25 protein-coding genes and 1 tRNA gene are annotated in these 26,656 nt (G+C 37.8%); 14 read left to right on the forward strand and 12 right to left on the reverse strand.

All coding sequences use genetic code 11. From position 1 onward, the window contains the following. The 3 genes from U0R11_RS07490 to rpmH are packed head-to-tail and all read right to left on the reverse strand — an operon-like array spanning position 1 to position 2,272. A complete protein-coding gene (locus U0R11_RS07490; RefSeq protein ID WP_406751026.1) occupies positions 1-1,671 on the reverse strand; it encodes a S41 family peptidase in 1,671 nt (556 codons plus the stop codon). Then, positions 1,652-2,056: a ribonuclease P protein component gene (rnpA, locus tag U0R11_RS07495; protein WP_166373864.1), complete on the reverse strand. Its 405-nt coding sequence runs from the start codon at positions 2,054-2,056 to the stop codon at positions 1,652-1,654. The genes U0R11_RS07490 and rnpA overlap by 20 nt, the downstream gene beginning before the upstream one ends. Before the next feature lie 60 nt (positions 2,057-2,116). Next, complete coding sequence (rpmH, locus tag U0R11_RS07500; RefSeq protein WP_109324196.1) at positions 2,117-2,272, reverse strand: 50S ribosomal protein L34; 156 nt, start codon at positions 2,270-2,272, stop codon at positions 2,117-2,119. Between the two features lie 297 nt (positions 2,273-2,569). Between rpmH and U0R11_RS07505 the strand changes: the two genes are divergently transcribed. The 4 genes from U0R11_RS07505 (at position 2,570) to U0R11_RS07520 (ending at position 5,222) form a co-directional block, all read left to right on the forward strand. Continuing rightward, the gene (locus U0R11_RS07505; protein ID WP_406751029.1) at positions 2,570-2,821 is read left to right on the forward strand and encodes a type II toxin-antitoxin system ParD family antitoxin; all 252 of its coding nucleotides are present in this window, start codon (positions 2,570-2,572) and stop codon (positions 2,819-2,821) included. Then, entirely contained in the window at positions 2,814-3,107 is a 294-nt protein-coding gene (locus U0R11_RS07510) for a type II toxin-antitoxin system RelE/ParE family toxin (RefSeq protein ID WP_406751031.1), read from the forward strand. The genes U0R11_RS07505 and U0R11_RS07510 overlap by 8 nt, the downstream gene beginning before the upstream one ends. Positions 3,108-3,398: 291 nt before the next feature. Continuing rightward, positions 3,399-4,250, forward strand: a complete 852-nt coding sequence (locus U0R11_RS07515) for a hypothetical protein (RefSeq protein ID WP_406751033.1) — start codon at positions 3,399-3,401, stop codon at positions 4,248-4,250. A 195-nt stretch (positions 4,251-4,445) separates the two neighbouring features. Then, positions 4,446-5,222 carry a glycosyltransferase family 2 protein gene (locus tag U0R11_RS07520; protein WP_406751034.1) on the forward strand — a complete coding sequence of 259 codons (777 nt, stop codon included), beginning with the start codon at positions 4,446-4,448 and terminating at the stop codon, positions 5,220-5,222. Positions 5,223-5,370: 148 nt separating this feature from the next. Here the strand turns inward: U0R11_RS07520 and rpsJ are convergent, their stop codons facing one another. Next, a complete protein-coding gene (rpsJ, locus tag U0R11_RS07525) occupies positions 5,371-5,676 on the reverse strand; it encodes a 30S ribosomal protein S10 (RefSeq protein ID WP_130895342.1) in 306 nt (101 codons plus the stop codon). A gap of 189 nt (positions 5,677-5,865) precedes the next feature. Next, positions 5,866-8,070: a hypothetical protein gene (locus tag U0R11_RS07530; protein WP_406751037.1), complete on the reverse strand. Its 2,205-nt coding sequence runs from the start codon at positions 8,068-8,070 to the stop codon at positions 5,866-5,868. A 217-nt stretch (positions 8,071-8,287) separates the two neighbouring features. Between U0R11_RS07530 and atpD the strand changes: the two genes are divergently transcribed. The 6 genes from atpD (at position 8,288) to U0R11_RS07560 (ending at position 14,002) form a co-directional block, all read left to right on the forward strand. Further along, positions 8,288-9,805, forward strand: a complete 1,518-nt coding sequence (atpD, locus tag U0R11_RS07535) for a F0F1 ATP synthase subunit beta (protein ID WP_406751039.1) — start codon at positions 8,288-8,290, stop codon at positions 9,803-9,805. Between the two features lie 9 nt (positions 9,806-9,814). Beyond that, entirely contained in the window at positions 9,815-10,045 is a 231-nt protein-coding gene (locus U0R11_RS07540; protein ID WP_109324192.1) for a F0F1 ATP synthase subunit epsilon, read from the forward strand. Positions 10,046-10,049: 4 nt separating this feature from the next. Next, a complete protein-coding gene (locus U0R11_RS07545; RefSeq protein WP_269010078.1) occupies positions 10,050-10,586 on the forward strand; it encodes a hypothetical protein in 537 nt (178 codons plus the stop codon). 104 nt (positions 10,587-10,690) lie between these two features. Beyond that, positions 10,691-11,149, forward strand: coding sequence for a MarR family winged helix-turn-helix transcriptional regulator (locus U0R11_RS07550; RefSeq protein WP_406751041.1), 459 nt, complete (start codon positions 10,691-10,693; stop codon positions 11,147-11,149). 60 nt (positions 11,150-11,209) lie between these two features. Continuing rightward, positions 11,210-13,000 (forward strand): acyl-CoA dehydrogenase family protein, encoded by a 1,791-nt coding sequence (locus U0R11_RS07555; protein WP_406751043.1) that lies wholly within the window; start codon positions 11,210-11,212, stop codon positions 12,998-13,000. Positions 13,001-13,102: 102 nt separating this feature from the next. After that, complete coding sequence (locus U0R11_RS07560) at positions 13,103-14,002, forward strand: OmpA family protein (RefSeq protein ID WP_166373873.1); 900 nt, start codon at positions 13,103-13,105, stop codon at positions 14,000-14,002. Positions 14,003-14,047: 45 nt separating this feature from the next. Here the strand turns inward: U0R11_RS07560 and U0R11_RS07565 are convergent, their stop codons facing one another. Both U0R11_RS07565 and U0R11_RS07570 read right to left on the reverse strand, forming a co-directional pair. Further along, positions 14,048-14,362 (reverse strand): LytR/AlgR family response regulator transcription factor, encoded by a 315-nt coding sequence (locus U0R11_RS07565; protein WP_406751045.1) that lies wholly within the window; start codon positions 14,360-14,362, stop codon positions 14,048-14,050. Between the two features lie 1,537 nt (positions 14,363-15,899). Next, positions 15,900-15,972: transfer RNA gene (locus U0R11_RS07570), tRNA-Met, on the reverse strand. Between the two features lie 96 nt (positions 15,973-16,068). Between U0R11_RS07570 and era the strand changes: the two genes are divergently transcribed. Both era and der read left to right on the forward strand, forming a co-directional pair. Then, positions 16,069-16,971, forward strand: coding sequence for a GTPase Era (gene era / locus U0R11_RS07575; RefSeq protein WP_406751047.1), 903 nt, complete (start codon positions 16,069-16,071; stop codon positions 16,969-16,971). A gap of 10 nt (positions 16,972-16,981) precedes the next feature. Continuing rightward, positions 16,982-18,304, forward strand: a complete 1,323-nt coding sequence (gene der / locus U0R11_RS07580) for a ribosome biogenesis GTPase Der (protein WP_406751049.1) — start codon at positions 16,982-16,984, stop codon at positions 18,302-18,304. Here the strand turns inward: der and U0R11_RS07585 are convergent. Next, positions 18,284-19,333: a YCF48-related protein gene (locus U0R11_RS07585; protein ID WP_406751051.1), complete on the reverse strand. Its 1,050-nt coding sequence runs from the start codon at positions 19,331-19,333 to the stop codon at positions 18,284-18,286. The two genes, der and U0R11_RS07585, sit on opposite strands and share 21 nt — an antisense overlap. 54 nt (positions 19,334-19,387) lie before the next feature. Continuing rightward, positions 19,388-21,883 carry a T9SS type A sorting domain-containing protein gene (locus U0R11_RS07590; RefSeq protein ID WP_406751053.1) on the reverse strand — a complete coding sequence of 832 codons (2,496 nt, stop codon included), beginning with the start codon at positions 21,881-21,883 and terminating at the stop codon, positions 19,388-19,390. A gap of 248 nt (positions 21,884-22,131) precedes the next feature. On the opposite strand from U0R11_RS07590, the gene U0R11_RS07595 reads away from it, so the two are divergent. Then, positions 22,132-23,799, forward strand: a complete 1,668-nt coding sequence (locus U0R11_RS07595) for a glutamine--tRNA ligase/YqeY domain fusion protein (protein WP_406751055.1) — start codon at positions 22,132-22,134, stop codon at positions 23,797-23,799. Positions 23,800-23,830: 31 nt separating this feature from the next. Here U0R11_RS07595 and ftsY read toward each other — a convergent pair whose 3' ends face one another. The 3 genes from ftsY to rpmG form a co-directional block, all read right to left on the reverse strand. Beyond that, entirely contained in the window at positions 23,831-24,808 is a 978-nt protein-coding gene (gene ftsY, locus U0R11_RS07600; protein ID WP_406751057.1) for a signal recognition particle-docking protein FtsY, read from the reverse strand. A gap of 102 nt (positions 24,809-24,910) precedes the next feature. After that, on the reverse strand, positions 24,911-25,063 hold the full coding sequence (locus U0R11_RS07605; protein WP_109324168.1) for a DUF4295 domain-containing protein: 153 nt from the start codon (positions 25,061-25,063) through the stop codon (positions 24,911-24,913). Between the two features lie 18 nt (positions 25,064-25,081). Then, positions 25,082-25,264 (reverse strand): 50S ribosomal protein L33, encoded by a 183-nt coding sequence (gene rpmG / locus U0R11_RS07610; RefSeq protein ID WP_166229754.1) that lies wholly within the window; start codon positions 25,262-25,264, stop codon positions 25,082-25,084. 175 nt (positions 25,265-25,439) lie between these two features. Between rpmG and U0R11_RS07615 the strand changes: the two genes are divergently transcribed. Next, positions 25,440-26,654: an NADH-quinone oxidoreductase subunit D gene (locus tag U0R11_RS07615; protein WP_406751060.1), complete on the forward strand. Its 1,215-nt coding sequence runs from the start codon at positions 25,440-25,442 to the stop codon at positions 26,652-26,654. Positions 26,655-26,656 lie beyond the last annotated feature (2 nt).

Consider the following 26,656-nt stretch of genomic DNA (forward strand, 5'->3'; position numbering starts at 1 on the left):
TTATTTTCCTGCCAAAATCGATTGAAAACGATTATTCTGTTCAAATAATTTTAAAGCTTCGCGAATGGAAGGGTCCTTTGAAAATGACCATTCATTCATTCCTTTTTGAAGGTAATAATGTTGTACAATCTCCTGTTCCAATAAAGTAATGATGTCTGACTGATAAGCAGTTAATTCTCTATCCAAATTGGATGCCCATTCCTTTCTGAAATTCTGAAGTGCAGGTTCCATGCTAGCGTAGGATTTATCCTTTTTGGCTAATTCGCTGATTACATGGAATTGCTTCTCAATTTGACTTTCAAATTTGAAATTTTGTTTTTTCAACCAAGTACAAAATGCTTGATATTCAATGGGACTTAAACTGAAATCTTTGGCTGTAGAAATACTTGGATGACTGCTTCGAAAATAACAAGCATAGAGAAAAATCATATGCTGCTTTTGAAGGGCATTCGTGAATGGGGAGGTGCTTATTTTTTCTACCGCGATATCAGGGGTAATTCCTCCTCCATCGACTACTTTACGGTGATTTTTAGTGTAAAATGTTTTACTATTCGAATCTTTTAAGGCAACGGCACTTCCATCTGGATTTCGATGTTGATAATCGATTGCTTGAATACAACGACCGCTTGGAATGTAATATTTAGCTGTAGTTATCTTCATTTTAGTTCGGAAAGGTAAATCTCGAGTAACTTGAACAAGACCTTTTCCAAAGCTTTTTTGACCAATTAAAACAGCGCGATCATAATCTTGCATTACGCCAGCCACGATTTCCGATGCAGAAGCCGAATGATTATTGATCAATATAATTAAGGGTAATTCAGGTTCCGTGCTGGGATTGAGAGCATTATAGGTTTTATTCCACTCTTCCACCTTTCCGCGAGTAGAAACTACTTCCGAGTCTTTGGGTAGGAATAAATTACAAATATCAACCGCCTGAGTCAGAAGCCCCCCTGGGTTTTCCCTCAAGTCCAAAATTAATTTTTTCATGCCTGCCTGTTTCAAGCTTTGCAAAGCATTTTTTAATTCTTTGGCCGCGGAAGCATTAAAATCTTCTAATAAAATATAACCTACTCCTGGTTGAATAATACCAGAATACACCACATTTTTAATTTGAACGGTCTCTCGATTGATGCTTATTTCTTGTGGTGTGGTTTGGCCATTTTTGAGCACTTTGACCAAAATTTTGGTCCCCGCTTGGCCACGCAACAGTTTGGAAGGGTCGGCATCTGGTTTGTCTGAAAGAGCAATCCCATTGACTGCAATAATTTGATCTCCAATGCCCAACCCTGCTTTTAAGGCAGGACTATTTTCTTCAATAAAAGAAATCCGAAACGTTTGATTGATTTCCGCCAAAATGATACCAATTCCTTGGTATTTTCCAGTGGTCATGGTTAAAAAATCCTCTAATTCATCTTCTGGATAAAAGACAGTATAAGGGTCAAAACTTTTTAATAAAGCATCAATAGAAGTCTTTACAGCCTGATTAGGGTTCACTTCATCTACGTAGAACTTATTTAATTCTTTAAAAACGGAAGCGTAAATATCTAGGTTCTTGGCAATTTCAAAAAAACGGTCTCCTGGGGAGTTAAATGCTAAGACGCATATGATACTGATTCCTGAAAGGGAGGCGATGAGCCAATTTTTGATGGACTTAGGAGTTTTTTGTGGCATCTTTTTGGGTATTGCTAAATTCTTGCAAGACTAGCTGCATTTTCTTATTGATCCGATCAAAAGGCTCAATTGTAGAAGCAATATAAACAAAAGCCAGAAAATCTGGTAATTTCTCTTTCCCTTCTCCTAGGTGAAAGGCTTTGTTCAAGCGATAAGCTTCTCGGATTCTTCTTTTGATGAGGTTCCTATCGACCGCTTTTTTGAACTTGCGCTTTGGGACGGAAATAAGAATTTGTGGAAATTCTAAAGGCTGAGGGCCAAATTGATATAAAACTCGAAAAGGATAGACAAACCGTTGTGCTACGATCTGACTATCCTTTTGGAATAGTGAATCTATGATTTTGACTTGCGTAAGTCGCTCGGATTTTTGAAAAGTAAACTTCACGGCATGAAACTTGTTGTACAACTAAGCTAACCTGAAATCTTCTTTCCTAAGATCAAAGGCTTATTTTCCTCTCTTCTCGTCAGAAACTGAAAGTTTGTGACGACCTTTAGCGCGACGTGCTGTTAACACACGACGACCATTAGCTGTAGACATACGCTCACGAAATCCGTGCTTATTTTTTCTTTTTTTAACCGAAGGTTGAAAAGTTCTTTTCATTTCTTTAACATTTACATATTTCGAAACTGATTCGAATTGGGTTTGCAAAGGTACAAAAAAAATATTTTTAACAAAGCATTCTGTTTAAAAAAAATGAAAGAGTTTTTGATGAGGGGAGTGTTTTTGTTTTTGCGACTCTTTATTTCGTTCAACTTATCCATATGAATCAAATAAAGCGCACTTTCGCAGTATTTTTTAGGTCAGCGAATTCTATATTTATTTATTGATAAAATGAATTAGCCCTATTGACAAATTACCAATTTTTGGTAATTTTATCACGAATAAACTACCTCATATATGGGACGAAATACATCAATATCGCTCGGGAATCATTTTGAAAATTTTATTCAACATTCGATAGATGATGGTCGATATACTAATGCTAGCGAAGTTATTCGGGCAGGACTCCGCCTTCTTGAAGATGAGGAAAGCAAGGTTATTGCATTAAGAAAAGCTGTTAATGATGGAATAGCAAGTGGTCGTTCTATCCATTTTGATCCTAAAAAACATTTGCAATTACTCAAAGCTGGGAGGAAGTCAAATGGCTAAGTATTATTTTACTAATAAGGCTGTAGATGACTTATCTTCCATTTGGACATATACCGTTGAAATCTGGTCAGAAAACCAAGCTGATGCATATTTTCAATTGCTTTTATCTTCATGTCATGAATTGGCCATTAATCCAACCTTAGGAAGAAATTATGAAATGTTAGGAAAGGATATTTTGGGGTATAAATCTGGAGAACATTTGATTTTGTATTCAAGAATTTCTCAAAATGAAATTGAAGTAATTAGAATTCTTCATGGAATGATGGATTTGAAAAAGGAATTTTAGATTCGTAATATTTTTAACCCAATAATTCCCCCAAATCCAATGAATTATATATCAAGAATGATATACTAAATTTTCAAATTTGAGTAATCTAATTTTCGATAAAAGAGCCCTTTTTTTTTCAATTTATAGAAATAGAAAATTTTATTTTCCACATTAGATAAACCGTTAATTTACTTTTGAACAAATTTTACTTTTTAGATAGATTCGTTGCACTGAAAAACTGTTGAATTTTTCAGTAAATTAAACGTCACCAAATTACTTGTCTCATCAAATGAGAAAAATTCAAAAATAATGGTGAAAGCACCTGATGACATAGAAGAAATAATTTCATCTATGAACAACTTACCTGTAAATGATTTTTTGGGATATTCGCCCAATGATATGAAGTATTTACTTTATGATGCTCTAGAAAAGAATTCCCCAGTACAATTTCTGGATAAAATAGATGATGGTACGCTAGATAAAATGCCACTTTTCCGAATTGTGGAAGCATATATAAAAATCATTCAACGGGAAAAACATATTAAATTAACACCTCTGGGAGCTTTGCCCCGGAAGGTGATCACAGAACTCTATGATTTGCGATTTTTACTGGACGATTTTATTGAAATCGGTTTATATAAGTTGTGGAAAGAGGAAGATTGTATTTCTATAAGAAGTGCAAGGCTAACGGCAGAATTGGCGGGGCTAGTTAGAAAAACAAATGGGAAATTGACTTTGACTAAAGTGGCTATTAATTTATTAGAGACGAATAATCGGCAACAAATGTTTCAAAAGTTTTTTAAAGCTTTTGTTAATAAGTTTCCATGGAGCTATAATGATGGTTATCCAGAAGTGCCAGTTGGACAATTTGGTTGGGCATTTTCAGTTATTTTACTAAGCAAGTTTGGCAATGAGCCTCAAACCAGTAGGTTTTATGCTGATCTTTATGGTAAAGCTTTTCCGAATCTGTATACATTTTTTCAAGATGATTCTTCCAATGAAGATAGACAGTTTAATCGTTGTTATTCCATTAGAACCTTCAATCGTTTTATGCTTTGGTTTGGGTTTATAACCATGGAGAAAAAAGAGATAATCAGCACAGGCAATGAGCCAATTCAAAGTACACACATTTTATCCATTGTATTTAAAATTACAAGTTAAGAATTCACAATATGCCATGTATTAATTTCTTGTTGATTAGCCTATTAACTAAATCAGGTTGAAATCAATAAATGGATAAACCTCATAAGATTAATTTGATTCATTTCTGGTAGTGGTTTGAATAATTCCGATTATTCTCTCCCCAACCCCAATTATTCCCAATTTCTTCTGACAATCTCTATCTTTGTGAAATCTATGAATTCACCTAAGGTTTCCATCATTACCGTTTGTTATCAGTCTGCGGCTACACTCCGACAAACCATCGAGAGTGTACTAGCTCAAGATTATCCTAATCTAGAATATTGGGTTATTGATGGCGGTTCCAAAGATGACAGCCTCTCCATTTTAAAGGACTACGAAGGTCAAATTCATTACATTTCAGAAAAAGATCAAGGCATATACGATGCCATGAATAAAGGCTTGGCACGCGTAACGGGAGATATTATCGGTATGATTGGCGCAGATGATTTTTATCCTGCTAACGATATTATTTCCTCTGTAGTTACTCGTTTTCAAGAAAAAGGCACGGACACAGTATATGGGGATATTCAGTTTGTGGATCCAATCAGTGGAGCTTTAGTTCGGTTTTGGTCGGCTGGTGAATATCAACGCAACAATTGGCTCTGGGGTTGGATGCCTCCGCATTTGTCCTTTTATGCCAAAAAATCGGTATATGATGAAATTGGGCCTTTTCGGACCGACTTCACTTGTGCCGGCGACTATGATTGGATGTTACGAGCTTTATATAAAGCCAAAAAAACGGCAGCATATTTGCCCAAAACGCTCATGACCATGCGCAATGGAGGTACTAGTACAGCCTCATGGAAGCATCGTTTGGTGGCTAATCGGGAAGATCGACAAGCCTGGAAAGACAATGGACTTCAACCGTATTTTTTCACTTTATTTCTAAAGCCTGTTCGGAAGATTTTTCAATTGTTTAATTCAGAGAAAAAAGCAGGTAGAGAATTGTAAGTTATAATTTATAAATTATAGAAATGTGTATTATTTTTGAAAATGAAATGGCCTGTACAATCATTCATAATTCATCATTTATAAATTATAATTATAAAAAAAGGTCTTTGCATTGCTACAAAGACCTTTTTTGTGAAATTCGAAATCATTAAACTTTGATTTCAACATCAACTCCTGATGGTAATTCCAATTTCATCAACGCGTCCACAGTCTTAGCTGAAGAAGAGAAAATGTCAATTAAACGCTTGTAAGTGCATAATTGGAATTGCTCACGCGCTTTTTTGTTCACGTGGGGTGAACGCAAAACAGTGAATTTCTCAATCTTAGTAGGAAGTGGGATAGGGCCAGAAACAACTGCTCCTGTAGCTTTAACCGCCTTAACGATTTTTTCAGCTGACTTATCAACCAATGAATGGTCGAAAGATTTCAACTTGATGCGAATTTTTTGATTCATGTTGTTTGGTTCATTAAGTGAATAGGAAGCGAAAGAACCATTTACTCCGTTCCCCATAATATTCTCTGCAAAGGTAAGTCAAATTTTTAAACTAGCCAAAAGGAGCTTAATGTAGAATGTAAAATGTAGAATTAAGAATGAATGGAAGCAAAATCTATTCTACATTCTTCATTCTACATTTTACATTAACTAAAACTTCTGCCTATTCACCGCCTTTTCCTTAGCCACGGAAAATGCAGCAGCATGGGTTTGATATAAAGCTGGATCTAATTTTTTCAAACGGGCCATAGCTTCTTCTGCATAGCTTATTTCCCCTTGTTGGAATGACTCATTGATAAATATGGGATAAAACTCAGCTTGCTCCTCATTCCATTGGACCGCTGCCAAACTAGCCTGATAGGCTTCTTGGTGCTTACTGGCTTGATGCAATAAAGGAAGAGCTTGCTGTAAAATGCCCACGCTAAATGGATAATTTTGAATGGCCGATCTAGCTTGTGAAACGTTTTCCAGTCGAACCTTGGCTTTTACTTCCAATAGTTGCTGTTTCCAATGGTGTAAAATTGGCAGATATTCTTGTGCTTTCGTTTCATTTTCTCTTTGAACCAACAGGTCTAATTTATTTAATGCCCGTAATGGTTGTTGGTGATAAAAATCCTGCCAAGCATCAAGGAAGGCAATTTCTGGAAATTTTTGTAACCAATTAGGGTCCTTTATCCATGTTTGAATTGGATAAACGGTCGACTGCCCTTTGAAATAAAGGCTACTAGTATAGATGTAAGCAAAATCCCTCACATCCAGTTGGAAATCCAATGCTTCTTGTGTGTAATCAGCTGGTAATGCTTGATTTTTCTGCCAAAGAAGGGCTAGTAAATTACTTTTAACGGCACGGTCAGAACTTGTTGACCAAAGGGCTATTTCATTTTTCTGTACAATTTTACTTCTATGATGCACATCAAAATACAACAAATTTGCCCAGGTAATCGGTGTTTTGGGAGCTAATTCTTTGGCCATGACGGCAAAGTAAGCTGCGGAATCAAGCTGTTTTAATTGTTCATATACACGACTTAATTGAGTAGCGATTTGAGCGCTTTCTGGAAATAATTGGTGGGCTTTTTTGAGTGTAAATAAAGATTCAAACCATTGGTTTTCATTTCCATAGATGTTGGCCAATGCCACAAAGTTTTTCTCTTGTGGATATTTAATTTGACTAGTTTGTAAATAATAAGCTTGTTTCTCAACATCACCTGCAATCTGAGATATTCTAGCCAGACTCAAATTGCTTTTTTGATTCAATTTACTGTGAATCATGGCATTCTTATAAGCCATTTCCTCCAACATTCGACCTCCTCCAAAATGTTCTACATCGCCTTGTTCATTGTAATATGCAGCCACAATTTGATGCCAAGAAGTCCCTTGTCGAGCGAAAACCCACGAAACACAAAGAATAAATACTCCAATTTGAATTAAATAAATGGGGATGAAATGAGCCTTATGAATGACTTTATAGATTGCTAAGTTTTGTTGGATAGGCTCTTTGAAATTGGCCCAAAGAAAAACTGGAAATAGTAATATCATGGCCATGTGCGTCATGATGCCCCAGCTTTCAATCGCCCGAATTCCCACTTCATTATTATTCCATAAAAAGGGGATTAATATGGAATGACTTAGTAAAAATAAGGCGGCAAATAATTTTTGTTGGGATTTGTCTTCCAATCGAAGACTTCGAAACATACCTAGGGCAAAACTAGTTTCTAAAATAATAAATGCAGGGACATATAAAGTAGATGTCCAAAAGCCCCACAGGTTCCCCATACTTAATATCAGGTTGACCAAATAAAAGAGCAAAAAGCCTACAAACTTTCTTTGACTTGAAGCTTTGTCAGGGCCATGCGAAATTTCTAACATGAAAGAAGGTATGGCAGAGCTGCTTAAGATGCATAGCCAACCTGCAGCGATAACAGAGATAATTATCAAAGGACTATGTAAAAAGCCAAACCATTCCTTTGGGCTTAGTTCAATATTTCTCCAAAAAATAATGCCACACCAAACTAGTATTCCTAAAAGGATTTGCCGCCAATTTACTTTTGCCCATGATTGAAGGAATTGTCCTAAAAGTGTCAAGCCAAAAATTGCCAAGAATGCACCCACTACGATGGGCCAAAATACAGGGGCAATTAATTTTACATAGTAATGTTGACGTACGAGAAAAATGGAGGACTGAGTAGTGTTATTGGATTCTGGGAATAAAGAGATGCTCTGAGGGATTAATTCACTGACTTCTTCCCAGGCTAAACCCTCTATTCCACCCCAAACGTATATTCCTAGGCAAAAGAGGCCTATAAGGGAAGAAAAGATAAACCAGATGGTGGGTATTTGATCAATTCGCTGTTTCATGCATGGGATAAAAATAGGCAATGGCTATATAACGTAAATTTCTGCATAAACTTTAATTCATTCAAAGAAAAGGGCGGATATCGACAAAAAATAGCAAAAAAATACAAACTTCGGTTTTGCTAATTGGAATTTACCGACTAATTTTGCAATCCGAATGTCAATAGCATTCGATTCAATAACAATTCTTAGTTTTTAAGCTAACAAATTTATTTTTCAAATGGCAAACGCAGTTAATAAAGGAAAAGTAGCGCAGGTAATTGGCCCCGTAGTCGATGTAAGCTTTGAAGGTGAAGGCTCTCACTTACCAGCTATCCTAAATGCACTTTCTGTAACCAAAACCAATGGACAGGAACTTATCTTAGAAGTTCAACAACACTTAGGAGAAGATCGAGTAAGAACCATTGCGATGGAAGGTACTGAGGGACTTCAACGTGGACAAGAGGTAATTGACAAAGGAACACCGATGACAATGCCAACGGGTGAAGGAATTAAAGGCCGTTTGTTTAATGTAGTAGGAGAGGCAATCGATGGTATAACACAGCCAAAATCAGCTGGAGGATTACCTATTCACCGTTCTGCTCCGAAATTTGACGAGTTAGCAACAACGACAGAGGTTTTATTTACAGGTATTAAAGTAATTGACTTATTAGCTCCTTACGTAAAGGGTGGTAAAATCGGTTTGTTTGGTGGTGCTGGTGTAGGTAAAACAGTATTGATCATGGAGTTGATTAACAACATTGCAAAGGCATACGAAGGTTTGTCCGTATTTGCAGGTGTTGGAGAGCGTACTCGTGAAGGAAATGACTTATTACGTGAGATGATTGAATCTGGCGTTATTAAATATGGTGAAGAATTCAAGCATGCGATGGAAGCTGGTGAGTGGGATTTGACGAAGGTTGATGAAAACGAATTAGTTAAATCACAAGCAACACTCGTGTTTGGTCAAATGAACGAACCTCCAGGAGCTCGTGCTCGTGTGGCTTTGTCTGGTTTGACAGTTGCGGAACACTTCCGTGATGGCGATGGAGAAGGTCAAGGTCGTGATATCTTATTCTTCATTGACAACATCTTCCGTTTTACTCAAGCAGGTTCTGAGGTATCGGCTTTGTTAGGTCGTATGCCATCTGCGGTAGGTTACCAACCTACTTTAGCTACAGAAATGGGAGCTATGCAAGAGCGTATTACTTCAACCAAGCGTGGATCAATTACATCTGTACAGGCGGTTTACGTACCTGCGGATGACTTGACTGACCCAGCTCCAGCAACAACATTTGCTCACTTAGATGCTACTACCGTACTTTCTCGTAAAATTGCGGAATTAGGTATTTATCCAGCTGTGGATCCTTTGGATTCATCTTCTCGTATTCTATCTGCTGAAGTTTTGGGAGAATCTCATTACAATACGGCGCAACGTGTGAAAGAAATTTTACAACGTTACAAAGAGTTACAAGATATTATTGCAATCCTTGGATTGGACGAATTATCGGAGGAAGATAAATTAGTTGTATCTCGTGCTCGTCGTGTTCAACGTTTCTTGTCTCAACCATTTTTTGTGGCTGAACAATTTACAGGCTTAAAAGGCGTTTTGGTAGACATCAACGATACCATCAAAGGATTTAATGCGATCATCGACGGTGCTTACGATCACTTGCCAGAGGCAGCGTTCAACTTAGTAGGTAGCATTGAAGATGCCATAGAAAAAGGTGAAAGATTGTTGGCAGAAGCTGCTAAATAAAAAATAGATATGTTTGTAGAAATTATTACACCCGACCGTAAAGTGTTTTCCGCAGAAGCTTCTGTGGTGACTTTACCTGGCGTTAATGGTTCCTTTCAAATTTTGAATGATCACGCAGCTTTAGTTAGTACTTTGAAAAAAGGTTTATTAACTGCCGACAAAGAATCATTTGAAATTGAGGGAGGAGTTGTGGAAGTATTAAATAATAAAGTGCTTATCCTTGCAGAAGGCGTTAATTAATTCCATGAAAAACTTAGCCATTGTTTTGTTTACTGTAGTGCTTTTAAGTAGTTGTTCACAACAAGCATATTTGACGGGATCTTTGATGACTTTAATCAAAGAAAACCAACTTCCTCTAGAGAAGATTCAGTTCTACAATGACAATGCCCTTTTTCTGGAAAGAGAATTAAATGCATCAGATGCCAATGTTAAATCGGGTAAGATCATATTAATCAATGGTAAGTCAATTAACCGCGTCACATTAGAACAACAGACTCCTGGTGTTTTAGTGAAGCAAGCCAATGATCAATTATTGATTTCCTTTGAGGCAGGAGCTGGAGAAGAAAAAAGTTTACACTTCGGGCCTGTTGTAGGTGAAAGAGGAGAGTATTATTACCAATTGGTTGATGATGCTGGAAGTCCTACTTTCTCTCGATTGAGTTACGATGGGAACAAATACTTACTTTACAATAAAAAGAAGGTTCGTTTGATGATTATGAAGTCTTCATTCTCAGGTTTGAAAGTGAATAGCAAAAGAATGCGAGGAAATCGTGTGAGATAATCAGAAATATTTTGGAATTTTGAAAATAGGATGCTTGCATCCTATTTTTTTTTGTCACATTTTTACATAATGGTATGCTTGCATACTAAATTAACTCCTTGATCATGAAAGCAGAAAGTACCTTTGATTTCCAAATTAAATCAGCCTGGTATGCCATCAGCCGGATGTATAATACCTATGCTGCACAATTTGATATGTCCATGGCCATAGGTTATGTATTGTTACATATTGATAAGTATGGAACTCCTGCTACTAAAATTGCACCAGCGCTTGGTCTGGAAGCCCGAAGTTTGACTCGGATGCTGAAAACATTAGAAGATAAAAAATGGATACGCCGAGAGACTAATTATGCCGACAAGCGCGTTGTTAAGATATTCTTAACCGATTTAGGCAAGAAAAAAAGAGATGTGGCTAAGCAAGGAGTTATATTATTTAATGAAAAGCTATTTGAACGAATTGGCGCCGAACAGTCTCAAGAGTTCTTTAAGGTGATACAATCTATTAATCAGTTTTTAGAGGAAGATGCTACTGAAATTCTACAAACACTGAATCTAAAATCATAATTACACTCATCAACAAATTTCAAACCACATTACATTCATCAACAATTAAAATTTGAGACTATGGCTACGAACAAAACAATGAAAGGGGGAGAGTTTTTAATTCGCCCACTCTTACCTGAGGAATTATTTATTCCTGAGGAGTTTTCAGAGGAGCAAAAAATGATAGGTCAGACTTGTATTGACTTCATCAAGACAGAGATTCAACCTCGGTTGGAAGAAATGGATGGTGCCAAAGATAGCTCTGTCATGGTGGACATGATGGACAAAGCGGGCAATTTAGGCTTATTAGGAACTTCTGTACCTGAAGAGTATGGTGGATTTGGGATGGATTTTAATACTTCCATGTTAGTAGCAGAGGCTTGCGGAGCAGGACATTCTTTTGCTGTGGCATTATCGGCCCATACAGGTATAGGAACATTACCTATTTTGTATTATGGTACTGAGGAACAAAAACAACGCTATTTACCTAAACTGGCTTCTGGTGAGTGGAAAGCTGCTTATTGTTTAACTGAACCAGATTCTGGTTCAGATGCTAATGCTGCCAAATCCAAAGCTTTATTATCAGAAGATGGTAAAAATTATTTGATTACAGGTCAAAAAATGTGGATAACCAATGGCGGATTTGCGGATGTATTCATCGTTTTTGCCAAAATAGCAGATGATAAAAACTTGACGGCTTTCATTGTAGAGAAAAGTTTTGGTGGAATTACCATGAACGAGGAGGAGCGTAAAATGGGAATTAAAGGCAGTTCTACCCGTCAAATCTTTTTTAATGATTGTCCAGTTCCTGTAGAAAACTTGTTGTTTAAACGTGAAGGTGGATTTAAAATAGCGGTTAATATTCTAAATATTGGTCGAATTAAACTAGCTGCTGCCGTGATTGGTGCAGGAAAACGAGTGATTGATCAGGCAGTACAATATGCCAATGACCGTAAGCAATTTGGGCAATCCTTACATCAGTTTGGAGCTATCAAATATAAGATTGCTGAAATGATTGTGAAAAATTATGCCAGTGAATCAGCTTGTTATCGAGTAGGACAAAATATTGATGATACTATTTCTGAGTTAAAGGCATCAGGAATGAGTGATTCTGAAGCTAAATTAAAGGGAGTAGAACAATTTGCAATTGAATGCGCCTTATTGAAAGTCCACGGTTCGGAAACCTTAGATTATTCTGTAGATGAAGGCGTTCAAATTTATGGAGGGATGGGATTTTCTGCAGAAGCTCCCATGGATCGAGCTTATCGGGACTCTAGGATTAACCGCATTTTTGAAGGAACGAATGAGATAAATCGATTACTAGCAGTAGGTACTGTTATCAAGCGAGCCATGAAAGGGGAGCTTGATATTATGACTGCTGCTATGGCTGTTGGCAAGGAGATTTTAGGTGTGCCCGATTTTTCCACCTCGGTACCAGAAGGGGTTTTCGGAAAGGAATACAAAGTGATTACTAACTTGAAGAAGGCCTTGTTAATGTCTGCTGGAGGTGCTTTGCAGAAGTATACTGCCGAAATCGAGCAAGAGCAAGAAATCTTGATGTCTTTGGCTGATATGATGATTGAAATTTATGTTGCGGAGTCTGTTTTAGTACGAGTGGATAAATTAATTCAGCAATCTGGCGAGGCTACCAATGATATTGCCAAAGAATGTGCATTGGTATATTTGCACGAAGCGGTAGATAAAATTCATCATCATGGTAAGGAAGTTATTACGGGTTTTGCTACTGGAGATGAGTTAAACGTTATGTTAATGGGATTGAAGCGTTTTACGAAAATCGATCCTAAAAACCTGAAAGAAGCTCGACGAAAAATTGCGGAGGCGGCTATTCAAAAAATGGGCTATATTTTTTAAAAAAAAATGGCAATAAGGACAAGATTTAGCGATATCATTCATACTTTTGTGGCAATTATATTTTAAACATTGAGTCATTAACCCCCAAACCGAATCATCATTATGAAAAAATTACTTTTAGTAATCGCTCTGATGCCGTTTTTCTTTTCTTGTGCAAGCAAAAAGAAAATTGCTGATTTGCAATCACGTTTAACAGAACTACAAGCTAGTAGTGACCAATCGCTTGCTAAATCAAGAGCTGATCTTGCTGATTGTCAATCTTTAACAGCTAGTTTACAAGCTGAGATTAAAAAGAGAGATGGTGAATTAGAAGCTAGAACTGCTTCTTTGAAGAACTTGCAAGAGCAATTGGATTACATGAAGAGAACAAATACCAATTTATTGGATCGTTTATCTGATTTGTCAGTAATCAATAAATCAGGTGCTGAAAGTATTCGTAAGTCATTGGATGCTTTGAATGAGCAAGGAAAGTATATCAAGGATTTGAACTCGACTATCCAACGTAAGGACTCAATCAATTTATCCTTAGTAATGAACTTGAAGCGTTCATTGGCTGATGTAAATGATGAAGATGTAACTGTTGAAGTGAAAAAAGGTGTCGTTTATATTTCTATTTCTGACAAGTTAATGTTTGCATCTGGTAGTTCTGTGATTAACTCTAAGGCGGAAGCTGTGTTAGCGAAAGTAGCGAAAGTAATCAATGATCATAAAGATTTAGATATCTTAGTTGAAGGTCATACTGATAGTGTGCCTATCTCAACAGATTGTATCAAAGATAACTGGGATTTAAGTGCTAAGCGTGCTACTTCAGTAGTTCGTTTGTTACAAACTAGATTCTCAGTAGATCCAGAGCGTATGACAGCTGGTGGCCGTGGTGAGTTTGAGCCACAAGCGGAGAACAAGAGTAAGGATGGACGTAAGATGAATCGTCGTACTGAGATTATTGTTACTCCTAAATTAGATCAATTCTTTAATTTGTTAGCTCCTCCTTCTGGAAAATAATCAAATAAGAAATAATAGAAAAGGGTCTCAATTGAGACCCTTTTTTTATGCGAAATGTTTTTTAACTAAGTCAAGTTTTCGACGAGAAATAGGAATTTCATTTCCCAGAATGGTTGTTAGTGTATTGGTGCCTTCGAAATTTTGACCTGAAATATTCTCTCTATTTACTAAGTACGATTTGTGTGCCCGCAAAAATGGGTTCATGCGTAATTGAGATTCAAATTTCTTAAGTGTTTTAGCAATCGTGATTTGTTTTTTGTTTTTTAGGAATACGATGCTGTAATTTCCTTTTCCTTCAATGAATACAATGTCGTCTACCGGGCATTGGTCAATGCTCGGCAATTTAATGTCTTTTTTCATAGGTTTATTATTATTAAATAGGTTCTGCGAATTTACTCAACAAACTGTGATTATCTGTCCTGCATTAATCTAACGGTAGATATACATTTTAAGTGGTAATTCTTTATTTTATTGATTTAAGGTTAAACTTGTTTTGTTTAGATTGATAATATTCCTGAAATGATCATATGATAGATTAGTGGTGCCTTCGGGAGCCTCAGGCACCATCGAGAGCCATACTGCACCATTGGGACCCTCAACAACCATCGGGAATATCATGCACCTGATTTGTTAGTTAGTTAGTTAGTTTTCTTTCTGGTGCCTTCGAGAGCCTCAGGCACCATCGAGAGCCATACTGCACCATTGGGACCCTCAACAACCATCGGGAATATCATGCACCTGATTTGTTAGTTAGTTTTCTTTCTGGTGCCTTCGAGAGCCTCAGGCACCATCGAGAGCCATACTGCGCCATTTGGACCCTCAACAACCATCGGGAATATCATGCACCTGATTTGTTAGTTAGTTTTCTTTCTAGTGCCTTCGGGAGCCTCAGGCACCATCGAGAGCTATAATATACCATCTGGAGCATCTTGCATTTGATTTATTGATTAATTTTTATCGTGCCTGAGGTTCTCGAAGGCACCGGACTTTAGTTGGAAATTTCTATAAGATTGCTGAGGTTCTCGAAGGCACCAGACTTTAGTTGGAAATTTCTATAAGATTGCTGAAGTTCTCAGAGGAGGTTTTGTATTCATAAATAGCCGTGGCTTTCCAAGGGTGACTGAGGCTATTCTCTCGAAGGTGCTTGAGGTTCTCGAAGGCACCGGACTTTAGTTGGAAATTTCTATAAGATTGCTGAGGTTCTCAGAGGAGGTATCGTATTCATAAATAGCCGTGGCTTTCCATGGTGGCCGAGGCTAGTCTCTCGAAGGTGCCTGAGGTTCTCGAAGGCACCAGACTTTAGTTGGAAATTTCTATAAGATTGCTGAAGTTCTCAGAGGAGGTTTTGTATTCATAAATAGCCGTGGCTTTCCAAGGGTGACTGAGGCTATTCTCTCGAAGGTGCTTGAGGTTCTCGAAGGCACCGGACTTTAGTTGGAAATTTCTATAAGATTGCTGAGGTTCTCAGAGGAGGTATCGTATTCATAAATAGCCGTGGCTTTCCATGGTGGCCGAGGCTAGTCTCTCGAAGGTGCCTGAGGTTCTCGAAGGCACCAGACTTTAGTTGGAAATTTCTATAAGATTGCTGAAGTTCTCAGAGGAGGTTTTGTATTCATAAATAGCCGTGGCTTTCCAAGGGTGACTGAGGCTATTCTCTCGAAGGTGCCTGAGGTTCTCGAAGGCACCGGACTTTAGTTGGAAATTTCTATAAGATTGCTGAGGTTCTCAGAGGAGGTATCGTATTCATAAATAGCCGTGGCTTTCCATGGTGGCCGAGGCTAGTCTCTCGAAGGTGCCTGAGGTTCTCGATGGTGACCGAGACTCTTGAAGGTGGCTGAGGCTCTCGAAGCCACATTAAACAAAAAAAGCAAACCATAAAGATTTGCCTTTTTACTTGTAGCGGGGGCCAGACTCGAACTGACGACCTTTGGGTTATGAGCCCAACGAGCTACCAACTGCTCCACCCCGCGATATATCGGAGTGCAAAGATGCAGGGTTTTGTCGAGAAAAACAAGTATCTTTGTATTTTAATGTTCATGCCCAAGTAACAAGGCGTGGTTTTTCTTATGGCATCTCCTCACAAATCTGGATTTATTAGTATTATAGGTAAACCGAATGTCGGTAAAAGTACCCTAATGAATGCATTAGTAGGTGAGCGATTGTCTATTGTTAGTTCTAAGGCTCAAACTACCCGTCATCGGATTTTAGGTATGTTGAATGGGGAATTTGAAGGGACACCTTATCAAATTGTGTATTCAGATACGCCTGGGGTTTTAATGCCTAAGTATGAATTGCATAAATCTATGATGCAATTTGTAAAGAGTTCATTGGAAGATGCAGACGTAGTATTATATGTGACAGATGTATTTGATGAATATGAAGATTTAGACTTCTTGACTAACTGGAAAGACCATACAGATACTCCGATTTTAGTTTTATTGAATAAAATTGATTTAGTCGGAACTGAAAAGCTTCAGGAACGGTTGGATTATTGGGGACAAGTATTTCCTGATAAGCCTATTTTGCCAATTTCTGCATTGGAGTTGGTGCATTTAGATCAAATCTTTGAACATATTGTAGCCAAATTGCCTGTTCATCCTCCATTTTTTGATCCCGAGGAATTAACTGATAAGCCCGAAAAATTTTTCGCATCGGAGATAATCCGTGAAAAAATATTCATGAATTACAAGAAGGAGATTCCTTATTCTTGTGAAGTAGTAGTTACATCATTCAAAGAAGAGCCTACTATTTTACGAATCGCCACAGAAATTTATGTAGAACGCGTCTCACAGCGAGCCATCTTGATTGGGCATAAGGGAGAAAGTATCAAAAAAGTGGGGATAGAAGCCCGCCAAGATTTGGAGAAATTTTTTGGTAAAAAAGTATTTTTAGAGCAATTTATCAAGGTGGAGCCAGATTGGCGTGCAAAGGCTGATAAATTGCGTTCATTCGGGTATTCGCTCGATTAATTTTAATAACATGTCAAATATAGTAGCAATTGTTGGGCGTCCCAATGTAGGAAAGTCGACCTTATTCAATCGATTGATTGAACAAAAAAAGGCCATTATGGATAACGTATCTGGGGTTACGCGGGATCGCCATTATGGTTATGGTCAGTGGACGGGTAAGTTTTTTACTGTGATAGATACCGGTGGTTATGTGCATGGTTCGGATGATATGTTTGAAGGGGCCATTCGTGAGCAGGTTGAAATGGCCATGGAAGAGGCAGATGTACTTCTTTTCGTAGTCGATTGTCAAGTTGGCTTAACGGATTTAGATAAGGATTTTGCTAAAGTACTGCGTAAATCAAAAAAGCCCGTTATTATTGTAGCTAACAAAGCGGATACGCATGATAAGGCATTTGTAGCAGCTGAATTTTATGAATTAGGTTTAGGAGATCCTTATGCTATTGCAGCGGAAAGTGGTAGTGGTACTGGGGACATGTTAGATTTAATGGTTTCTCATTTTAAAGAAGAGGGTGTCGAAAATCCTGAAGCTGGTGTGCCTCGTGTAGCCATCTTAGGTAGACCTAATGTAGGGAAATCATCTTTTTTAAATGCATTGTTGGGTCGTGAGCGCTCCATTGTGACTGACTTAGCTGGTACAACGCGAGATGCCATTCAGAATCGTTATACTCTCTACGGTAAGGATTTCATTATTACTGATACAGCAGGTATACGTAGAAAAGCGAAGATTGATGATAATATTGAGTATTATTCCGTATTACGTTCGATTAAGGCTATGGAAGAATGTGATTTGGCTATTATTTTAGTTGATGCCACGACCATTGATTTCAATACAGGATTAGAAGCTCAGGACATGAACATTATTAGCATGGCAGATAAAGCTAAGAAAGGAATTGTTTTGATGGTTAATAAATGGGATTTAGTTGCCAAGGATACCAATACCGCTATCAAGCTGGAGAATGCAATAAAAGAGCGTTTAGCACCGATTAATTATATGCCGATTATATTCACTTCAGTGATGGAAAAGAAGCGTATTTTTCAGGTAGTCGAAATGATGTTGGAAGTGTTTGAGAATCGTTCTCAGAAAATCGCTACTTCAAAATTAAACGATGTGATGTTGGAGGTAATCAATAATTATCCCCCACCAGCATGGAAAGGGAAATACATTAAGATAAAGTATTGTACTCAAGTTTCAACACCATATCCGACTTTCATCTTTTTCTGTAACTTACCTCAGTACATTAAAGAAAGTTATGAGCGCTATCTCGAGAATCAAATGCGAAAGGCATTTAAATTAGAAGGAACACCTATTTCATTATTTTTTAGAAAGAAATAATTGGTCTAAATCTGCTAAGGAAATTTTGGCTAATGTGCCTTTTGAACCTACAGCGAATAAGTATTTTTTGTGTAATAGGACGTTATGAAAGTGGGTTTCGCCAAGCGAAATCCACTTTTTGTTTTTAGGGTCATAAGCCGCACTCTTGGAGGGACCCACAACAACCCAATATTTGCCTGTCCAAAGTACCTTTTCCATATAGAAGCTTGGGGAATCACTCAACTTATGCCAGCTTAATCCAGCATCTTTGCTCTCAAGAATGCCAATGTTATTTCCATTTAAGCGCAAGTAATTTCCGCCCACCACCCAATAATTAGATTTATTCCTTGCCCCGATGGAAAAAAAACCACTGCTACTATCGGCTGGAATACTTTGGTGCATGACCTGAAACTTAGTGAATGTCTCATCTTGACTTTGTAGGATTCTTGCTTGAGCAGATCCACCCGTTACTAAGTTTAATTTTCCATTGATCCAGAGTATGGATGATCCACTGGCTGCAAAAGCGGCTTCTCTTTGTAATAAAGTAGGAAAGGATGTTATCTTGATTTCTTTTACTTTTTCTCCCCCATTTTCGATTTTGAACAAAGGGAATTGACCATTCATAGGGTCCGAAAGCATAACACCTTCTTGTTTTTTTTGATTCCAAGCAATCGCATCAAAGAAATAGGGGCCCGATTTTTTTTCAAACAAGATGGACCAAGATTGCCCATGGTCTTTACTATAGTATAATTTCGCAGCGCCTTTATCAGCTGGCCCTGCACTCATTAATAAAACTTTTTGTTGATCTATTAAAGCTAAATCTCTAAAATCCAAATTGTCAGCTCCAGGTACTTGTAACTCTTTCCAGCTAATTCCTCCATTACTTGAATGAACAATTGTTCCTAGCGTTCCTCCAATCCAAATTTCGTTTTTTATTTGACGAATAGCCCTAAAGGATGCTTTAGTTTGTAAGGGAATAGGTGTCCATTGTGCCATAGCTGGAAGCTTAGCCAATACAATGAGTAAGAAAAGAATTGTGTGAAGTTTCATAGCATAAAAAAAGCCTCCCGAGTAAACGAGAGGCTTTTAATCAAGTTTTTAATCTTATTTGCTAACGATAATTTTACCTGTATAAGATTTGCTATTATCTGCTGTGATAGTAACGATATAGATACCGTTACCTAATCCTGGCAATTTAAGAATATTAGTTGGCTCAGGATTGGCAGCGTTTAAAGCTGGAATTTTACCTGAGTAAACTGGACGACCAACCATGTCATACAATGTAACTATTGCGTTAGTCCAATCATCTAAGATTTGAATGTTAACACCATCAACATCTGGCTTAGTTACTGGATTAGGGAAGATAGCTACTCCATTAAATTCAGGATCTAATGTATAAGCATATTTAGTGAAGTCTGTATAGCAAGTTAATGGGAAACCGTCGATGGCATACAAATACTTTCTTCTCACGCTGTAATCACCATTGGTCTTTACCTTAGTAATATAGCTTTTCGAAGGAAGAGCAGTCGTTCCAAATTTCCACTCATAATCACTAGCTGTACCACCAGTAACAGTTGCTGGGAAGTTCAATGCTTTTAGGGTGTAAACTCCTTCTTTCACGATTCTAGCATCTGTAGCTACAGGATTCTGTTGTACACTTACTTTAATCTTGTTAGAAGCAGGAGAGATACATCCGTAGATATCAGTTGCTCTAGTGAAGTAAGTATCAGATGTTTTAATACCTTCAAATACCTTCAAAGTTGAAAGAGAAGTATTGGCGATACCATACCAATTAACAATGCTGTTTGAAGTAGAAGCAGTCAATGTTACAGCATTGAAAGCACTATAATCATCATCTTTTCTTGCGCAGAAAGTAGTTACACCACCAGCAGTAATCGTTGGTGCTGCAGGAAGTTCTAATACTTTCACCTCAACTGGTGCAGATGATTCAGAATAACATCCGTTTGCGTTGATGGTTTTTACTGTATAGAATCCTACTTTATTGTAATCGATAAGGCTAGAAGTTAATGCATTGCTCCATTCCCATTTAGTAGTTTCACCATTTGGTAATGAAGAAGCTTGCAATTGACCTGCAATTGGCGTTCCCTCGCAGAAACCAACAGTCGAAGCTGTTACCAATGAACCATTCGCTGGTTTTAAAGCAGTGATCGTAGGAGTAACAGGCTTGTCGTAGTTCTTCACAGTAACTTCATCAGAAGCAGGAGATGGGCAGTTGTAATTAGACACATAGTCCACTTTCACTTTCGCGTTTTGTTTGAAAATGATGCTTGATAAGCTACCTAAAGCAGCTGTTTCAACACCATCTACATACCAACGGAATTTCGATGGTTTCGTTGGAGTCTTATTAGCAGCCCATAAATACCCTTCGTTACGTACTAAAGAGGCAGAATCAACTTTCAAGGCAGTAGAACCTTCGATGCAATAGCCTAAATTTCCTGTGATAGGACCTGGCTTAGGTAATTCTACGTAAGTAATACGAACTTGGTTTGATTCTTTAGAACCACAAACACCAGATCTGTCCGTAATTTTTACGTAGTATAAAACCGATTTTTTCTCAGCAATAGCAGTTAATACACCAGAAGTGAAACCTGTAGCTTTGAAACGATCTGCACCATAATTATCAGATGGTTTGTATTCATCTTTTCCAAACCATTGGAATTCAAAATATTGATTATACTGACTGAAATTTAAGGTGTTGTTTCTTTCCGGATTGGTGTATATACCTAAGTCTACTAAGGTTCCTTGACAAACTTCTTTAGTTTCATTGTCTGGTAAAACACTTTTTACACTGTTTACAAATACGGTTGGAACAGCATATCCTTTTCTCACATCATAGCCTGCAGCCCTAGAATATTCTTTCATAGGAACATTGGTAGGGGTGATAGTAGGGTCTGATGGTAATGCAGCTGAATTCAAAGAATAATTGATGATACAACTAACACTGTAACGACCTGTAATATAGTCTGTACCAGATATTTTAATAGCATCCCAATTGGCGATTTCAACCGTTTTATTACCAACTGGCAAATACCACAATGTTCCATCTGGGCAACCAGTAGCTTTTAAGGAAATGGAACCTGAATTAGGGTCGTTGATGTCGCCACAAACAATGCTTCCATCTAACATAGAAACAGCTGGAGCATAATTTGCATCAGCTACTTGGATGGTTACTTTGGATACCATTGTACCTGGAGCCACCGTGCTTCCACCTGAAGTAGTTACACATTTTAACTCATAAACATAGGGTGCTCTGTTACCACCACCAGTAGGATTATTATCCAATGACAGGGCTAATGCAGTGACATTGTTGTCAGCTACTCCATTTCCAGGATAAGCTAAATCCCATGAATCAGCTAAGTTATAGTAAGTTACGCCACCATTGTTTTCATTTTTATAAAAACCCCAGTCGAAATAAGTGCCAGCAGGACAGCCAGATGCAACAAGTGCTTTAGTCTGACCACTTTTAACTAGTGTAGTTTGATCTCCTAGTTTACCATTAATAAGTTGTGCCGAGGCGGAATATGCCATTAATAAAACTAAAATGGCGGAAAAATTGAATTTGAAGAATTTGTTCATCATGTTAAGAACGAGTTTGAGTAGATTAATTAAACAATAAAGCTACCTATTGAATTAGGCACTAAATTAATTAAAAATATCTTATGTAGGGCAAGAAATTTATTAAATGGCATATAAAACAGCAATTAAATTTGAAAAGCAGAATATTCTATCAGCTTTCTGTTCGCATAGCTTAAATATTGCGTATTTTTGAAATTGAATAAATCATTTTCGACCCTAAAAACGACAGAATTGTCAAGAACGTATATTGAATGGAAGAATTAAAACCAAAATCCCTTAATTTTTTAGAAGAAATCGTGCAGGCCGATTTAGCAGCTGGAAAATACCCTCAAGGAATTTTCACTCGATTCCCTCCTGAACCTAATGGATACCTTCACATTGGTCATGCCAAATCCATTTGTTTGAACTTTGGTTTAGCTCAAGAATTTGGAGGAAAGACTAATTTGCGTTTTGATGATACCAATCCCATCACGGAAGAAACTGAATACGTAGAATCCATCAAGAAGGATGTGGCATGGTTGGGATTTAGTTGGGCTAATGAGCTTTATACTTCTGATTATTTTGAAACTTTATTTCAATATGCCGTACAATTGATTGAAAAATCATTGGCTTATGTAGATGATTCATCTGCCGAGGAAATTGCCGCTCAAAAAGGGACTCCCACCATTCCCGGTGTTCCAAGTCCTTTTCGCAATCGAACGGTAGAAGAAAATGTAGATTTGTTTCAACGGATGCGTGCGGGAGAGTTCCCCGACGGGGCGAAGGTTTTACGGGCCAAAATAGATATGTCGCATCCAAATATGCACATGCGTGATCCATTCATGTACCGTATTCGTCATGTGGAACATCACCGTACTGGAAATGCTTGGTGCATTTATCCGATGTATGATTTCGCTCATGGGCAATCCGATTCTATGGAAGGCATTACACATTCCATTTGTACCTTGGAGTTTGATGTACACCGTCCTTTATATGATTGGTTTATCGAGAAGTTAGAGATATTTCCAACCCATCAATATGAGTTTGCTCGACTGAATTTGTCGCACACGGTGATGAGTAAGCGAAAACTTTTGCAATTAGTGAATGAGAAAATTGTTCACGGTTGGGATGATCCTCGTATGCCCACTATTTCAGCTTTACGCAGAAGGGGTTTTACACCCGCATCCATACAAAATTTCTGTGATCGAATTGGTGTTGCAAAGCGGGATAACCTAATTGATATTAGTTTATTGGAATTCTGTATCCGGGAAGATTTAAATAAATCGGCTAATCGCTACATGGCTGTTTTGGATCCAATCAAATTAGTCATTACCAATTATACGGAAGGTAAAACGGAAGATTTGTTGATTGAAAATAATCCAGAAGACGAAAGTACGGGTAAAAGGTCAGTACCATTCTCTCGAGAATTGTTTATTGAAAGAGAAGATTTTATGGTGGATCCACCTAAAAAATTCTTTAGACTAGGTCCCGGATTATCCGTTCGGTTGAAAGGAGCTTATATTATTCAATGTGAGAGCTTTGAATTAAATGAAGATGGTTCTGTTAAAGAGATTTATGCTATCTATGTTCCGGAAAGTAAATCAGGACAAGATACTTCAGGTATCCACGTGAAAGGAACAATTCACTGGGTTTCTATTCCTCATGCTGAAGTGGCAGAAGTACGTCTATTTGATCGATTATTGATTGTAGAAGATGCTTCTGAATTAGGGGATGATTTTATGAAATTCATCAATCCAGAGTCTTTACAAGTGTTGGACAAGGTTTACGTTGAGCCTGCCTTGAAAGAAGCGCAAGTTGAAAAAGCAGTCCAGTTTATGCGCAAAGGGTATTTTTGTCTAGATAAAGACACGAAAGATGGGCATTTGGTGTTTAACCGTACCGTGACTTTGAAAGATACTTGGGCCAAACAGCAAAAATAGAGAAGAGGCCATACATTGCATCGCCTCTTCTCTATTTTTTTGCAAAAAGAGATTCAACAAATGTACTGCGATTAAATACCTGTAAATCGGAAATTTTTTCTCCAACGCCAATGTATTTGACAGGAATTTTGAATTGATCAGAGATTCCAATCACAACGCCTCCTTTGGCGGTACCATCTAATTTTGTGATGGCTAGGGCAGTAACCTCAGTCGCTTTAGTGAATTCTTGTGCCTGAATGAAGGCATTTTGTCCCGTAGATCCATCTAGAACTAAAAGCACTTCGTGAGGAGCATCAGGGATGAATTTTTGAACAACACGTTTGATTTTGGTCAATTCTGTCATCAAATTTACTTTCGTATGTAATCTGCCCGCTGTATCAATGATCACGATGTCGGCATTCATTTCTACTCCTTTTTTTACAGCATCATAGGCTACCGAAGCGGGATCAGTATTCATACCATGATCAATCACGGGAACCCCTACCCGTTCACCCCATAACTTTAATTGGTCCACAGCTGCCGCACGAAAAGTATCTGCTGCACCTAGAACCACTTTTAATCCATTTTGGTGAAATTGAGAAGCCAATTTACCTATGGTCGTTGTTTTACCTACACCATTAACTCCTACCACCATGATGACATAGGGTTTTTGTTTAGGCTCAGCAAAGGCATGTTGTAAGTCGGCCGACTGGTTTTCTTCTAATAAAGCGGCAATTTCTTCTCTTAAAACTTGATCTAGTTCTTCAGTAGACACGAATTTGTCGCGCTCAACGCGGCGTTCGATTCGGTCAATGATTTTTAAAGTAGTGGGTACTCCGACATCGGAACTTAATAGAATTTCTTCTAATTCATCCAATACCTCTTCATCAACTTTGGACTTACCTAAAACGGCTCTCCCCATTTTGGATAGAAAACCTTCTTTGGTTTTTTCCAGTCCTTTTTCCAAGGCCTCCAGTTCCTCCTGCTCTTGTGGTGCTGGTTTCTTTTTTAAAAAATCGAATAGTCCCATGGCTTTGAATGAAAATAAAAACGAATGTAACAAAAATAAAAAAAGTCCCTCACGAAGGGACTTTAATATCTAAGCGAAAAAAAAGGTGCCCCGCTTGAAAAATTAGTTTTTCAATGCAGCATTTACCTCATCTTGAAGAATAATTTCTTCTTTGAAGGTATAAGCTCCTGTGGTTGGATTTTTAACCGCTTTAATGATTTTAGCGTATTTTACGCCTCCTTCTTTTTTTAACGTTGCAACTACTTTCTTAGCCATATTTCTTAAGTATTAAAACTATTTGATCTCTTTATGAAGTGTAACTTTCTTCAATACCGAATTATATTTTTTTAATTCGATACGAGCAGTCGTGTTTTTACGATTCTTAGTCGTGATGTAACGCGACATTCCTGGTAAACCAGATTCTTTGTGCTCAGTGCATTCTAGAATTACTTGAATGCGATTTCCTTTCTTTGCCATAGTATTAAAATCTTTTTTCGCCTCATTTGAAACGGACTGCAAAGGTAGAAGAAATATTTTTTTTCGCAAAGTCTTTAAATAAAATATGTCGTAAAATTTTAAACATATTGATAAGTCGCCCTTAAATCCCTCCATTGGGCTTTTATTTACTGTCCTTTTTTCCCATTTTTGTTTTATGAAGCCCCTTCAATATCAGTATCAAGCCGAGAATTTTGCCTTATCCGACCCAAATCGGTATTCGCTTGAAAATTTGAAATCTGAAGAGATGATCATTTCATTGGGGCCTCAGCATCCATCTACCCATGGAGTATTGCGTTTGGAATTGATATCCGATGGAGAATTGGTCGTGGATGTAGTTCCTCATTTGGGGTATTTGCATCGTTGTTTTGAAAAACACGCTGAAGCTTTGCCTTATAACCAAATTATCCCCTACGTTGATCGATTGGATTATATGGCCTCCATGAATTCAGAGCATGCCTATGTCATGGCGATAGAAAAGATGTTGGAGTTAGATGGCAAATTACCTCCACGAATTGAATACATCCGTGTCTTAGTGGCTGAGCTGAATCGAATTGCTTCTCATTTTGTTGCGGTAGGTACGTATGGATTGGATATAGGAGCCTATACTCCATTTTTGTGGCTGATGCGGGATAGAGAACATATTCAACGTTTGTTGGAATGGTTATCTGGAGCAAGAATGTTGTATAATTATGTGTGGATTGGTGGTTTGTTTTATGATTTGCCTGTAGGTTTTGAGGAGCGGGTGAAAGAATTGCTTCCAAATCTGAAATCAACCATTCAAGAAGTTAAAAATTTGGTAGAGGAGAATAGTATTTTCATTAAAAGAACGGCTAATATTGGCGTATTGCCTTTGCCAACGGCTATCAATTACGGTTGTACTGGTCCTGTATTACGTGGCTCGGGATTACCTTTTGACCTACGTCGAGTAGATGCTTATTCGGTTTATCCAGCGTTGGAATTTGATATTCCCATAGGCGAAGGGGCTATGGGTCAGGTTGGAGATTGTTGGGATCGAAATCATGTTCGAATCAGAGAATGCGAAGAATCTATACGAATTATTGAACAATGTCTCCATAAATTAGTTGGAGATTGTAAAAGAACCAAGGACTTTCAGCCTCAGGCTATGGTTCCTAAGAAAATTAGGCCAGCCGCTATGGATGTATACTTCCGAGCCGAAAATCCAAAAGGTGAGTTAGGCTTTTTTGTTCGTGCTGATGGCAAATCCGATATACCTAGTCGAGTGAAAGTACGAGCTTGCTCATTTCACCATTTATCAGTTTTACCCACCTTGGCTAAAGGAACCTATTTGGCGGATTTAGTGGCGATTATTGGGTCTTTGGATTTAGTCATGGGGGAAGTTGATCGATAAAT

Origin of the sequence: Aquirufa salirivi (assembly GCF_045310485.1) — a bacterium.
Taxonomy (GTDB): domain Bacteria; phylum Bacteroidota; class Bacteroidia; order Cytophagales; family Spirosomataceae; genus Aquirufa; species Aquirufa salirivi.

What these genes read in the sequence shown, in the direction of transcription:
- U0R11_RS07490 (WP_406751026.1), bottom strand. Translation starts at nt 1,671, where the DNA reads ATGCCACAAAAAACTCCTAAGTCCATCAAAAATTGGCTCATCGCCTCC.
- rpmH (WP_109324196.1), bottom strand. Translation starts at nt 2,272, where the DNA reads ATGAAAAGAACTTTTCAACCTTCGGTTAAAAAAAGAAAAAATAAGCAC.
- U0R11_RS07505 (WP_406751029.1), top strand. Translation starts at nt 2,570, where the DNA reads ATGGGACGAAATACATCAATATCGCTCGGGAATCATTTTGAAAATTTT.
- U0R11_RS07510 (WP_406751031.1), top strand. Translation starts at nt 2,814, where the DNA reads ATGGCTAAGTATTATTTTACTAATAAGGCTGTAGATGACTTATCTTCC.
- U0R11_RS07515 (WP_406751033.1), top strand. Translation starts at nt 3,399, where the DNA reads ATGGTGAAAGCACCTGATGACATAGAAGAAATAATTTCATCTATGAAC.
- U0R11_RS07520 (WP_406751034.1), top strand. Translation starts at nt 4,446, where the DNA reads ATGAATTCACCTAAGGTTTCCATCATTACCGTTTGTTATCAGTCTGCG.
- rpsJ (WP_130895342.1), bottom strand. Translation starts at nt 5,676, where the DNA reads ATGAATCAAAAAATTCGCATCAAGTTGAAATCTTTCGACCATTCATTG.
- U0R11_RS07530 (WP_406751037.1), bottom strand. Translation starts at nt 8,070, where the DNA reads ATGAAACAGCGAATTGATCAAATACCCACCATCTGGTTTATCTTTTCT.
- atpD (WP_406751039.1), top strand. Translation starts at nt 8,288, where the DNA reads ATGGCAAACGCAGTTAATAAAGGAAAAGTAGCGCAGGTAATTGGCCCC.
- U0R11_RS07540 (WP_109324192.1), top strand. Translation starts at nt 9,815, where the DNA reads ATGTTTGTAGAAATTATTACACCCGACCGTAAAGTGTTTTCCGCAGAA.
- U0R11_RS07545 (WP_269010078.1), top strand. Translation starts at nt 10,050, where the DNA reads ATGAAAAACTTAGCCATTGTTTTGTTTACTGTAGTGCTTTTAAGTAGT.
- U0R11_RS07550 (WP_406751041.1), top strand. Translation starts at nt 10,691, where the DNA reads ATGAAAGCAGAAAGTACCTTTGATTTCCAAATTAAATCAGCCTGGTAT.
- U0R11_RS07555 (WP_406751043.1), top strand. Translation starts at nt 11,210, where the DNA reads ATGGCTACGAACAAAACAATGAAAGGGGGAGAGTTTTTAATTCGCCCA.
- U0R11_RS07560 (WP_166373873.1), top strand. Translation starts at nt 13,103, where the DNA reads ATGAAAAAATTACTTTTAGTAATCGCTCTGATGCCGTTTTTCTTTTCT.
- U0R11_RS07565 (WP_406751045.1), bottom strand. Translation starts at nt 14,362, where the DNA reads ATGAAAAAAGACATTAAATTGCCGAGCATTGACCAATGCCCGGTAGAC.
- era (WP_406751047.1), top strand. Translation starts at nt 16,069, where the DNA reads ATGGCATCTCCTCACAAATCTGGATTTATTAGTATTATAGGTAAACCG.
- der (WP_406751049.1), top strand. Translation starts at nt 16,982, where the DNA reads ATGTCAAATATAGTAGCAATTGTTGGGCGTCCCAATGTAGGAAAGTCG.
- U0R11_RS07585 (WP_406751051.1), bottom strand. Translation starts at nt 19,333, where the DNA reads ATGAAACTTCACACAATTCTTTTCTTACTCATTGTATTGGCTAAGCTT.
- U0R11_RS07590 (WP_406751053.1), bottom strand. Translation starts at nt 21,883, where the DNA reads ATGATGAACAAATTCTTCAAATTCAATTTTTCCGCCATTTTAGTTTTA.
- U0R11_RS07595 (WP_406751055.1), top strand. Translation starts at nt 22,132, where the DNA reads ATGGAAGAATTAAAACCAAAATCCCTTAATTTTTTAGAAGAAATCGTG.
- ftsY (WP_406751057.1), bottom strand. Translation starts at nt 24,808, where the DNA reads ATGGGACTATTCGATTTTTTAAAAAAGAAACCAGCACCACAAGAGCAG.
- U0R11_RS07605 (WP_109324168.1), bottom strand. Translation starts at nt 25,063, where the DNA reads ATGGCTAAGAAAGTAGTTGCAACGTTAAAAAAAGAAGGAGGCGTAAAA.
- rpmG (WP_166229754.1), bottom strand. Translation starts at nt 25,264, where the DNA reads ATGGCAAAGAAAGGAAATCGCATTCAAGTAATTCTAGAATGCACTGAG.
- U0R11_RS07615 (WP_406751060.1), top strand. Translation starts at nt 25,440, where the DNA reads ATGAAGCCCCTTCAATATCAGTATCAAGCCGAGAATTTTGCCTTATCC.